Here is an 11,951-nt window from a genome sequence, read left to right as displayed (position 1 = left end):
GAGAAAAAAAACGTGGCCAAAATAATCGTCATAACTTCAGGGAAAGGTGGCGTCGGCAAAACCACCACCAGCGCAGCTTTTGCCAGCGGCCTCGCGCTGCGCGGGTATAAAACGGTCGTCATAGATTTTGACGTGGGTTTACGCAATCTTGATCTCATTATGGGTTGCGAGCGTCGGGTAGTTTACGATCTCATCAACGTCATTCAGGGTGAGGCAAAGCTCCAGCAGGCCCTGATCAAAGACAAACACTGCGAAAACCTGTATGTGCTCCCCACATCACAAACCCGCGATAAGGATGCCTTGACCGTTGAAGGGGTTACCACGGTTATGGACGAACTGCGCAAAGACTTTGATTATATTGTCTGTGATTCGCCGGCTGGCATTGAATCAGGAGCGCTGATGGCCTTGTATCATGCGGATGAGGCGATTGTCGTCACCAACCCGGAAGTTTCTTCAGTACGCGACTCCGATCGGATTCTGGGGATTCTTGCTGCACGCTCACGTCGAGCCGAACAGGGAGAAGAACCCGTCAAGGAACATTTGTTGTTGACCCGTTATTCCGCCAAGCGGGTGGAAGACGGTGAAATGCTTTCCCTGGAAGACGTCAAGGAATTATTGAGGACACCACTGCTGGGTGTCATTCCCGAGTCAGAAGTGGTGCTGCAGGCTTCCAACCAGGGTATTCCCGCCGTGCATATGGGAAACACCGATGTGGCTGAAGCCTATAAGGATGTAGTAGCCCGCTTCCTGGGCGAAGAGAAACCCCTCCGATTTATTCAGGCTCCGAAAGTGGGTTTTTTCAAAAAGCTTTTTGGAGGCTGACATGTCCATACTTGATTATATTCTCGGTTCCCGGAAAAAAACGGCCAATGTGGCCAAAGACCGTTTAAAACTTATTCTTGCCCATGAAAGGGAAGAAGGGGGACCTGATTTTTTACCTGCCCTGCAAGAAGAATTACTAACGGTTATCGCCAAGTATATTCCCGTGGATAAAAACAACATCAAGGTCAGTATGGAACGCAAAGGCGACTTTGAGGTGCTGGAGCTGAACATCCTATTTCCTGATCAGCATTAAGTTTTTATCAAAGACTCGGGGCAAAGTCGCTGCAAAACACTCTCCAGGCCAACTGCTGCTTTCGGGTTTTATTAGCTTTAATCCTAAAAATGGCAGTTGCTGTGGGTGCTTTGCAGCGACTTTTGTTTCGAGCCGTTGTTGTTCTTGGTGAAATCCTGCGCCCGTCAGGAGAGCTGTTTGAGCCCGCAGGGCGAGTTCTCTCCTGACAGCAGGATGAGCCCTAGAACAACAGGCAAGGAACAATGGAGCAAAAAGCACCCATGGCAACTGCCGTTTTTAGGCTAATTACTCTCAGCGCGTAAATGATCCAGCCACTGACTGGATATCCTTTCCAGCAAGCGATTCTGGCTCTGGCGTGCGGTCAGATTATCCAGATCCACCCATGCCAGGGGCTGGTCCTGGCCGGCGCAGGAAAATACCGCTTTGGTCCGTTTGCCGGTTTCCGGATCAATCTGCCACTGCAAACATTGGGCGCAGACGCCTTTGAGCATACACTGCATCGGGCTACCTACTGTGGCTACCGCTTCCAGATCACTGCGGAAATAAGCACTGAGAGATCCTTTCAGGGCCTGCTGAAAGCCTTTTAATAATCCAGTAGAGCCCATGACCATCAAGCGATCCACCTGATCCAAGGCTACCGCCCCCGGCACCTTACTCTGACCGGGAAGTTCGGCGGCTCCGTAAGCACGTAACAACTCCACCATATCACTGGCTTCGACACTCAAGTCCTGAGGACGATGGGTTGCAATCAGCGGACCACTCCCCGTGCACCAGATAATCTGATCCGCCGCTTCTTCCAGTTCCGCCTGATTATCCAGTTCGCTGGCTTTACCCAAAGCGGCGACATACAGGACCCGATTACCCGCAGCGCGGAGCGCGGGACCGATATCCAGCATGACCGCAGCGCCCCAGCGTCCTGCCACCACCAGAATGGTTTTATTCTGGGGAATATCCGTCGGTGCTCCAGTGGGACCCATTAATATCAAGGGATCACCGGGTTCCAGGCTCCCTACCAGACGCGGCCCGGTTCCCCATTGCAGTACCATCAGACGCACCGCATCCTCTTCAACGCCAGCACCACTGACGGTCAGAACCGGAATCTGCAAGCGGGTATTATTCACAACCGGGCTATGGCTTTCAAAAGTCTGCAGCCGGAAAAACTGGCCCGGCCGGAAATTGCGGGCGGCCAGAGGGGCTTTAATCCACATTTCGGTTACCGCCGGATTACTGCGATCCACGCGCAGGACCCGCATGGTCAGCAAATCCCGCAAGCTTTCCTGAAAGTCCGGCAGCTTATGTTGGGCTACCGGAGCGAGAGCGCTAAGACTGTGCATGACCTGCGGATAACTGGCTTTTGCCGAGGCAATAGCTTTGACCACGCTGCCATGAAACACCGGATGGGTATCACCAATGAAACTGACACGATGCGCCTGCTCATCTGTATAGGAAGTAAACGGGCCGGCTTCGGGTGCCTTGCAGTGTTCAGCCACCTGCACAGCCTGAAGAGCACTCTTGCCGTGGGCCACATGGGTCTGAAAATGATCCCCATCCAGCAGCAGGGTACCGGGATACTCTCTTTCATAAATGGTATTCGGTACGGTTCCCGCCGCAATAAACACCGCACGAGCTGGTAAACGCAACTCCTGGTCACTGCTCAGCCAACGACCTTCTGCTTCACGCATCTGCCGGAATACCATGTGGGAGATGTGTCCATAGGTATCCAGTTCGGCACGCAGAGGATCCAGACCCTCTGCGTAATACAGGCCTTCTTCCATGGCCTTGATCAATTCTTCATGGTTGCGCGTATAAGCCGGGGATTGCCGCATACCCTTGCGATAAGCCAGCGTGACCCCGCCCCAGGATTGAATCAGGGGGACAAAATTCGGGGATTCTCCGCTTTCCTGCGCGCGTTTCCTTTCCTGGCGAACGGCGCGCCCGTGGGCAAGAAATTCTTCGAGAATTTCCGTGTCTTCGGCAGAAAGTCCGGCACGCATTTTTTCCTCCCCGCCGCGCTGGGACATCTGCTCATAACGCTCAAGGACTTTTTCAACCTGACGAATGTAATAGGCCTGCACTTCGGTGGCAGTATCCACCGCTGTGAGACCACCACCAATGACCACTGCGGGCAAGCGTACCTGCAAATTGGCGAGACTGCTCTTTTTCCCGGCACCAGTCAGCTGCAGGGCCATGAGGAAATCACTGGCCTGACGCATGCCCCGCGCCAGACTTTCGCCCATAGGAACCACTCTGGGCAAACCCGCACCCGTGGCAATACAGACATGATCAAACCCCAGAGACCAGGCATCTTCCAGGGTGATGGTGCCACCCAAACGCACGCCCCCGAAAATCTGAAACCCAGGACGCCGGGCTAAAGTCAGATAAATGAGTTTGAGAAAGTTCTTGTCCCAACGCACGGTGATACCATATTCCGCCACCCCGCCAAAACCCAGCAGAATCCGCTCGTCCAGGTCTTCCTGCAAGGTGCTCCAGTCACGAATCGGCGCGGTCAACCAGGTTTCCGGCAGCGGTTCGATTTTCAGTCCATCAATACCCACTACCGCACAACCTTCCTGCAGCAGATGTTGGGCCATAGTGAACCCCGCCGGCCCCATGCCTGCCACCAGCACCTTGCGCCCATTATACGGTTGTGCCGCAAATTGCACGGCGCGCAAGGGATTCCAGCGGGTCAGCAAATCATACAGCTCAATCCCCCAGGGAAGGTTGAGGACATCCGTCAAAATGCGGGTTTCAACCTGCGGAATGTTGACCGGGTCCTGCTTCTGGTACACACAGGCTTTCATGCAGTCATTGCAGATGCGATGGCCGGTAGCGGGAACCATGGGATTATCGACCATGGCCATGGCCAATGCCGCCAGATTCAGTCCGTCCCGTTTGAGAATCTGCATTTCCGAAATTTTTTCTTCGAGGGGACAGCCCGTCAGGGTCACGCCCAGAGGATCAACCTTCAGGCCCAGTTCCGGCACCCCTTTTTTCTCGGGGAATCCCCTGGAGCAAAAATCGCCATCATGATCATGACAATACAGACAATAATGGACTTCACTCTGCACGCTGCGCGGGTCCATGCGCAAATCCGTCAGATGAAAGCTGTCGCGGCGACGCAGGGTACCGTCGGGCGCTACAAATGGCGTACCGGGCACCTGATCGAGCTTTTTGAGTGGCACGAGGGCCTCATGATCTACGCGCTGGGGCAAACGGAAGCTCGACCACCCCGTAACCGCCAGAGCTGCCTGTGGGTCCTGAAGAATCAGGGCACACCATTGGGTCAGGCGCTGAATCTCCTCAGCATGGGTATTTTCATCCTTGAGCCAATCTTCACCAAGCCGGGAAATCGCCCACTCACGATCCGTATCGGGCCAGGCGCGTTGGCGTATCTGGCTATCCAGCCATTGATCCAAATCCGCAAAAGTCTCCGGAAATTCTCCGCGATAACGCCGGGCGCGACGCAGCACAAAATGCTTTTTGAATTCCATGACCACATCATGACTGCGGGTTTGTGTATGTAATTCAGAGACTTCTTTTTCCAGGGCGAATAAGCGGGTAATAAACTGTTCCACATGGGGAGCCAGGCGCAGCAGAAATTCGCTTTGTGCCTTGCTCGCCGGAAGCAAACCCTGAGCCCGGTAATCATGCAGGGCTTCGGCGAGTGAACTATCCGCTTTGTTCAGACTGTCGAGAAATTCCTGATCCAGACGCGCAATGCCCTCATCTGTAAAAAGTTCTTTATATTCAAAACCAACCAAATTCAGCACCCGTATCTCCCCATTCGCGCAGAGGCATACACGCCATCCACTTTCATCAAACTGTCACATTTTGCTGGCATTATAGACGTATGTCACGTTTTCAGGACGAAACTATGCCTCATTACCGCAGTATTTTCCTGTCCGATGTCCACCTCGGGACCCGAGGCTGTCAGGCAGAAAGTCTGCTCGACTTCCTGCGCCACAATTCCTGCCAGCAATTATATCTGGTCGGCGACATCATTGATTTATGGCGACTCAAAATACGCTGGTACTGGCCGCGCAGCCACAATACTGTCGTCCAGAAAATCCTGCGTCTGGCGCGTTCGGGTGTCGTGGTCCGCTATATTCGCGGAAATCATGACCCCGTCTATGAGCTGCTCTCTGATTATGTTCAGGGTCAGGATGATGAGAGCATTTCCCTGGGCGATATTGCCATTCTCAGTGAGACCGTTCATGAAACCGCCGATGGAAAAAAACTCTGGGTGATTCATGGGGATCAATTTGATGCGGCCATGCGTTATGCTACCTGGCTGATTCATCTCGGTGATCATGGTTATATCCTGTTGCTCTGGCTCAATCGCCTGCTGCAGTCCGTCTTCCGTCGTCTGGGTCTGCGCCGGCACTGGTCCCTGAGTGCCTACATCAAGTACCGGGTCAAAAAGGCCGTGCAATTTATCAACGACTACGAACATCTGCTTGCCGAAGAAACCGCCCGCCGGGGTTATGCCGGGGTTATTTGTGGTCATATTCATCATGCTGAACAAAAAAGCATTGAAGGCATACTTTACTATAATGATGGCGATTGGGTGGAAAGCTGTACGGCGCTGGTAGAACACATGGATGGCCGGATGGAAATTATCCACTGGCCCATCACATTGCGTTTTGATCAGGACGTCGCCGCCTGAAGCCGGTTTACCGGCTAAATATCCAGTCGCGATACAAAGCGGGCGTTTTCTTCTATAAAACGCCGGCGCGGTTCTACAGCGTCCCCCATCAACATGGAAAATACTTCATCTGCGGCAATGGCATCTTCCACATCAACCCGAACCAGTCTGCGGTTTTCCGCATTCATGGTGGTTTCCCAGAGTTGCTCCGGATTCATCTCACCAAGACCTTTGTAGCGCTGAATTTCCACGCCCTTGCGGGCATCTGCCAAAAGCCAGTCCATCGCCTCCCGGAAACGCTGAACCACGCGATTTTTCTCGCCCCTCTTGATCACGGCGCCGGGATGCATGTTGCCTTCAATATTTTTGGCATATTCAGCCAGATGCCGGTATTCACCGCCTGCGAAAAAGTCCTGGTCAAAAAAGCGGAGTTCCTGACTGCCATGATGTTCACGCCGGACCACCAGGCGTAATCCGTCCGCTTCGCCGATTTTCTCGACTTGATAGTGTTCTGCGGGTAAAGCGGTTGCGCTCAGGGCCGTTCGTAGTCCTTCCGCAAACTGGTCCCAATCATCATTACGGGCGGTTTCTGCAGCAATGGGCGGCAAGGTTGCCAGCGCCCAGAGCAGGGTGGCGGGATAACGCCTTTCCAGACGCTGCACCAGGGCTTCAATATTCTGGTATTGCCGCATCATGCCAGCAAGCTGATCCACACTGACGGCTTCACTATTTGCGGAAAGATGAAATTCAGCACCATGCATGGCGATTTCACGCAGATAAGCTGCCAGTTCCGTATCATCTTTGATATAGCGTTCTTCTTTACCTTTTTTAACCTTGTATAAAGGGGGCTGGGCAATATATACATGACCACGATCCACCAGATCCGGCATCTGCCGGTAAAAAAATGTCAGCAACAGGGTACGAATATGACTGCCATCCACATCCGCATCGGTCATGATGATGACGCGGTGGTAACGTAACTTGGCCAGATTAAAATCTTCCTTGCCGATACCGGTGCCCAGCGCGGTAATGAGGGTGCCGATTTCATCCGAAGACAGCATTTTGTCGAAACGTGCCCGTTCGACGTTCAGAATTTTTCCTTTAAGCGGCAAAATGGCCTGATGACGACGATCCCGGCCCTGTTTGGCAGAACCCCCTGCCGAATCTCCTTCCACCAGATAAATTTCGCAAAGACTGGGGTCTTTTTCCTGACAATCGGCCAGTTTACCCGGAAGGTTGGCAATATCCAGAGCCCCTTTGCGGCGCGTCAATTCACGCGCCTTGCGGGCGGCTTCCCGGGCCCGGGCGGCGTCGACGATTTTCGCGGCAATAGCCTGGGCTTCCTTGGGGTGTTCATCCAGAAAAATGGTGAGGGCCTCGGCCATGGAAGATTCGACCACCGGTTTCACCTCACTGGAAACCAGTTTGTCCTTAGTTTGTGAAGAGAACTTGGGATCTGGCACTTTTACGGAAAGTACCGCCGTCAATCCTTCCCGGGCATCGTCACCAGTGACGGAAACCTTGGCTTTGGCCAGGGTTCCTTCTCTTTCCATATACTGGTTGAGGGTACGGGTCAGGGCGGCGCGAAATCCGGCCAGATGGGTTCCACCGTCGTTCTGGGGAATGTTGTTGGTGTAGCACAGCACCGTTTCGTTGTAGCCCTCATTCCACTGTAGCGCTGCTTCTACAACAATCCCGTCGCGTTCGCCGGCAAGGCTGATTACATGCGGATGAATGGCGGTTTTACTGCGATTGAGATGTTCCACAAAGGCGCGAATGCCGCCGTGGTAATGGAAAATTTCTTCCCGGTTCACACGTTCATCCAGGAGCGTGATGTGTACTCCGGAATTCAGAAAAGCCAGTTCGCGCAGGCGCTTGGCGAGAATTTCAAAGTGGAACTGGGTATCGGCAAAAACCTCCGGAGAAGGTTTGAAACGGATGATGGTACCATGCCGGGTGGATGCTTCGCCCCGGGCAATAGGCGCCAGAGGGGCGCCATCCGCATAGGACTGGGTCCAGACAAATCCATCCCGGTAAATGCGCAGTTGCAGGGAAATGGACAGCGCATTCACTACAGAAACGCCGACACCGTGCAATCCACCCGAGACTTTGTAGGAGTTATCGTCAAACTTGCCGCCCGCATGCAGGATGGTCATGATGACTTCAGCGGCGGAACGACCTTCTTCGGCATGAACATCTACCGGAATACCCCGTCCGTTATCACTGACACTGACCGAATCATCGTCATGAATGGTGACCACAATAGTATCGCAATGCCCACCCAGCGCTTCATCAATGGCATTATCTACCACTTCAAAAACCATATGATGCAAGCCACTGCCATCATCGGTGTCGCCAATGTACATGCCCGGGCGTTTTCGTACCGCTTCCAGCCCTTTCAACACCTGGATACTGGAAGAATCGTACTTTTGCGTCATATTACTATTTCCTTTTCAAGCTGGCCCTGGGCCAGATAAAAATGACTGCCTTGAACACCTGCCGGTATTTGTCCGGCTGCAGTCACCGCAGCAAAAACCTGTACATTCAATACATTCAGTTGTTCAACCCACCAGTTTCTAGCGGATTCATCCAGTTCGGCCGCAAAATCATCTATCAATAGGGTCGGCAAAGCAAAACCGGCTTCCCTGAGCAGGAGCAACTGCGCAATGCGATAGGCAAGACCCAATATGCGCAACTGCCCACGGGAAAGAATATCCAGGGCCATTCTCTGGCGAACCCGAAAAACCAGATTGGCCCGGTGTGGTCCACTATGGGTATATCCCATTTCCCGATCCTGTCCCAGATCGCGCTGCAAACTTTCCTGCAAGGCCAATCCTTCTTTCCAGCCGCTCTGCAGATGTAAACTCAATATCTCAGTAGCGCCAGACCAACTGGTCCAAAGTTTCTGCAGATAAGGTTCTATGCGTGTCAGATAATCCTGACGGCGTTGCTGAATACCTTCTCCGGCCATAGCCAATGCCGAATCCCAGGGACTTTTGCCTTGGGGTTTTTTCAGCCAGGCATTACGCTGTGCCAGGGCTCGACGATACTCCCGAAAAACCGTGCCGTAGTATGGATCCACATAATAAATTCCCCAATCCATGATCCGTCGCCGATCATCCGCCGTGCCGGCAACAAAATGACTGTTATCATCATGAAGACTTTGCAGAGGCAGGATATCCAGCAATTCCCAGGCTGAATGGACAGACTCCCCATCATAACGTATTTCCCGCACTTCGCCACGTCTGCGCAAAGCCAGGAAATGATCAGACATCCGCGCACTGAGCAGGTATTCCGCATCACCTTCGCGCAGAACGTGGCGTGGTCCATGCCGCCAGGTTTGTCCGGTACCCAGAATGTGGAGGGCTTCAAGGACCGTACTTTTTCCTGCGCCGTTCGCACCAATCAACCAGTTCCACCGGGCATGGGTAGAAAGTTGTAAATTCTGAATACAACGCAACGACTGAATTTGCAGAGTCTCCAGGGTCATCAGGCAGGGATTTTCAGGACTGGATCAGAGCCGCACCGGCATCAAAATGTAAACCGGATTATCTGAGTCCGGCGGTGTGAAAACGGCTGCACTGTTGCCGTCCTTGATGCGCATGCGAATATTTTCCTGAGAAAAAATCTGGATGCTATCGGTGAGATAGCGACTGTTGAAGGCAATGTTCATTTCATCATTTTGATATTCTATAGAAAGTTCGATTTCTCCTTCTTCCTGTTCTTCGTTACGACTGCTCAAGGTCATCAGATTTTTGCCCAGATGGACCTGGGTGGTGGGATTACGATCACTGACCAGTACTTCACTTTGTTGCAGGGCGCATTTGAAGTTTTGGCGATCAAGCATTGCGGAAAAAGGATGTCCCTGAGGAATAACCCGCCGATAATCAGGATACTTGGCATCAATCAGTTTACAGGCAAATTGTTGATCACCATCATCCAGTACAAAACTGGTATCAGAAAGCGAGAGATGAATATTTCCACCGTTGACAATGCGCAGTAATTCCATGACGGCCTTGCGGGGAAGAATGCACTGGAAACTTTTTTCTTCCAGACTATTGGCAAATGGCAAAGTCATCATGGAAAGGCGATGACCATCGGTGGCTACCAGGCGCATTTCCTGACCTTGTACTTCGAGAAGCACCCCATTCAGAAAGATGCGGGCGTCATTTTGCGCCATGGTGTTGGCGGTTACTGCCAGTGCTTCCCGAAATAAAGTGGCTTCGCAATCACCCTGGCAGCGACTGCTGTGAATATTGAGATAAGGAAATTGTTCAGCGGGGAGTACATGCAGGGTAAAGCGGCTTTTAACTGCTTTCAGTAACAGTTTTTCGCCATCCTTGTGAAACTCCAGAGGGGTGTGTTCGGGTAAGGCCCGGCAAATATCATAAAGTTTACGGGCAGGAACCGCGCAGCTTCCGGGAGTATCTACCGGATGATCCTTGTCCACACTGAGCTGTACTTCCTGATCTGTGGCGATGAAACGGCAATGTTGTCCGGCAGCTTCGATCAGCACATGGGCAAGAATGGGTTGGATGGGTCTGCGATCGGCAATATTCGCCATATTCGCCAAAATGGGCAGTATATCTTCACGATCCATGGTGAGTTTCATCAGGAAATGCTCCTTATGGTGTTAACTAAATAAATTATATTCTTCTTTTTAACTACTATTATTATTAAGGGCCTGAAGGCCTGTGGGAAACCGATATAAGCCCTTGTTTGGCATATTTTTATTGCATTAGACAAAGCGCCGGCAAGCTGTGGATAAGCAGGTATGATCGGGGATAAAAATGAGCGGTAGTTTTCATACATGCTCAGCACCGTACTTTTCCATGGGCTTTTCCACAGCTTGTTCCCTAATCCGGTCATGCGCCGAGTATCCGCAGTAAATTGTTATAATCTTCATTGATTTGAGAGTCTTCCTGACGAAGTTTTTCAATTTGTCGGCAGGCATGCAGTACGGTGGTGTGATCGCGACCACCAAAGGCCTCACCGATTTCCGGCAGGCTGTGATTGGTGAGTTCCTTGGTGAGCGACATGGCGACTTGGCGGGGGCGGGCAATATTACGACTCCGCCGCTTGGACTGCATGTCAGAGCCACGTATATGAAAATATTCGGCAACGACTTTCTGGATATTTTCCAGGCTGACCATGCGTTTCTGGACGTCAATGAGATCCCGCAGGGCTTCCCGGGCAGTATCCAGATTGTACGGCTTATGGGTAAAGTTAACGTGGGCGACGACCCGCCTTAACGCCCCTTCCAGTTCACGAACATGGGAGCGGATTTTTTCGGCAATGAAAAAAGCTACTTCTTCGGGCAGTTCTATGCCAATTTCTTCAGCCTTGCATAGAACAATCGCCATACGGGTTTCCAGATCATGAGGCTGAATGGCGACGGTGAGACCCCAACCGAAACGCGACTGGAGTCTTTCTTCGAGATGTTCGACTTCCTTGGGGTAGCGATCACAGGTAATGATGATTTGTCGGCCACCATCAAACAGGGCGTTGAAGGTATGAAAAAATTCTTCCTGGGTGCGATCCTTGCCAGCAAAAAACTGAATATCATCAATAAGTAGGGCATCGAGTTTGCGATAACGCTGCTTGAAATCGTTGATGGTGTTATGTTGCAGAGAACGCACCATATCCATGATGAAACCTTCGGCGCTGACATAAAGCACCTTGGCGTCGGCGTTGCGCTGGAGGATGGCATTGCCAACGGCTTGCATGAGATGGGTTTTACCCAGACCGACTCCCCCATATATGTACAGGGGATTGTAGGATTTACCCGGATGCTCGGAAACTTGTCGCGCTGCTGCTACGGCGAGCTGGTTGGACTTGCCCTCAACGTAGGATTGAAAGGAAAAGCCGGGATTGAGGCGATTGCCGTTACGCGGATCTGTACTGACCGGGCTGGGCGCAGCGCTGCTTTGGGGCTCCGGTGCAGGAGCCGCCGCTGTCGTATCCAGATTGAAGCGGAGCAGCATTCCTGGAGCCAGCTCGGCGAGAACCGCTTCCAGCAAATCCATCAGCCGTTCCCTGACCCACTGCATGACAAAAGGGTTGGGGGCAAACAGATGAAATTCGTTACCATGCAGCTCGCCACGCAAAGGGCGAAGCCAGGTATTGAACTGCTGAGGTGTTGTCTGTTCCTGCAGCTGTATGCAGAGCGCTTCCCAAAGGGCATCTCCGTTGTGCAGCGCGGATAAGTTTGAATCACGGCTCATACGTAAC

At 52.4% G+C, this 11,951-nt stretch carries 8 protein-coding genes; 3 read left to right on the top strand and 5 right to left on the bottom strand.

The genetic code is table 11. The features are described 5' to 3' along the window. Window positions 1–12 precede the first annotated feature (12 nt). Both minD and minE read left to right on the top strand, forming a co-directional pair. A complete protein-coding gene (gene minD, locus GCD22_RS00040; RefSeq protein ID WP_010640913.1) occupies window positions 13–822 on the top strand; it encodes a septum site-determining protein MinD in 810 nt (269 codons plus the stop codon). Between the two features lies 1 nt (window position 823). Continuing rightward, complete coding sequence (minE, locus tag GCD22_RS00035; protein ID WP_010640915.1) at window positions 824–1,075, top strand: cell division topological specificity factor MinE; 252 nt, start codon at window positions 824–826, stop codon at window positions 1,073–1,075. A gap of 281 nt (window positions 1,076–1,356) precedes the next feature. On the opposite strand, the gene GCD22_RS00030 is transcribed toward minE, so the two are convergent. Continuing rightward, window positions 1,357–4,845, bottom strand: coding sequence for an FAD-dependent oxidoreductase (locus GCD22_RS00030; protein ID WP_153940327.1), 3,489 nt, complete (start codon window positions 4,843–4,845; stop codon window positions 1,357–1,359). Window positions 4,846–4,949: 104 nt separating this feature from the next. Here GCD22_RS00030 and GCD22_RS00025 point away from each other — a divergent pair, with 104 nt between their 5' ends. Next, complete coding sequence (locus tag GCD22_RS00025) at window positions 4,950–5,741, top strand: UDP-2,3-diacylglucosamine diphosphatase (protein ID WP_226852382.1); 792 nt, start codon at window positions 4,950–4,952, stop codon at window positions 5,739–5,741. A gap of 14 nt (window positions 5,742–5,755) precedes the next feature. Here the strand turns inward: GCD22_RS00025 and gyrB are convergent, their stop codons facing one another. The 4 genes from gyrB to dnaA form a co-directional block, all read right to left on the bottom strand. Further along, on the bottom strand, window positions 5,756–8,158 hold the full coding sequence (gyrB, locus tag GCD22_RS00020) for a DNA topoisomerase (ATP-hydrolyzing) subunit B (RefSeq protein ID WP_065974730.1): 2,403 nt from the start codon (window positions 8,156–8,158) through the stop codon (window positions 5,756–5,758). Continuing rightward, complete coding sequence (gene recF, locus GCD22_RS00015; protein ID WP_065974729.1) at window positions 8,155–9,210, bottom strand: DNA replication/repair protein RecF; 1,056 nt, start codon at window positions 9,208–9,210, stop codon at window positions 8,155–8,157. Before recF ends, gyrB begins: the two co-directional genes overlap by 4 nt. 24 nt (window positions 9,211–9,234) lie before the next feature. Beyond that, entirely contained in the window at window positions 9,235–10,332 is a 1,098-nt protein-coding gene (gene dnaN / locus GCD22_RS00010; RefSeq protein WP_065974728.1) for a DNA polymerase III subunit beta, read from the bottom strand. A 253-nt stretch (window positions 10,333–10,585) separates the two neighbouring features. Then, a complete protein-coding gene (dnaA, locus tag GCD22_RS00005) occupies window positions 10,586–11,944 on the bottom strand; it encodes a chromosomal replication initiator protein DnaA (RefSeq protein ID WP_010640941.1) in 1,359 nt (452 codons plus the stop codon). Between the last annotated feature and the right edge of the window lie 7 nt (window positions 11,945–11,951).

The sequence above is a fragment of the Acidithiobacillus thiooxidans ATCC 19377 genome (assembly GCF_009662475.1).
Taxonomy (GTDB): domain Bacteria; phylum Pseudomonadota; class Gammaproteobacteria; order Acidithiobacillales; family Acidithiobacillaceae; genus Acidithiobacillus; species Acidithiobacillus thiooxidans.
The sequence above is the reverse complement of the archived record's forward strand: the minus strand, read 5'-3'. Positions and strand labels throughout refer to the sequence as shown.

What these genes read in the sequence shown, in the direction of transcription:
- GCD22_RS00025 (WP_226852382.1), top strand. Translation starts at nt 4,950, where the DNA reads ATGCCTCATTACCGCAGTATTTTCCTGTCCGATGTCCACCTCGGGACC.
- recF (WP_065974729.1), bottom strand. Translation starts at nt 9,210, where the DNA reads ATGACCCTGGAGACTCTGCAAATTCAGTCGTTGCGTTGTATTCAGAAT.
- minE (WP_010640915.1), top strand. Translation starts at nt 824, where the DNA reads ATGTCCATACTTGATTATATTCTCGGTTCCCGGAAAAAAACGGCCAAT.
- dnaA (WP_010640941.1), bottom strand. Translation starts at nt 11,944, where the DNA reads ATGAGCCGTGATTCAAACTTATCCGCGCTGCACAACGGAGATGCCCTT.
- gyrB (WP_065974730.1), bottom strand. Translation starts at nt 8,158, where the DNA reads ATGACGCAAAAGTACGATTCTTCCAGTATCCAGGTGTTGAAAGGGCTG.
- dnaN (WP_065974728.1), bottom strand. Translation starts at nt 10,332, where the DNA reads ATGAAACTCACCATGGATCGTGAAGATATACTGCCCATTTTGGCGAAT.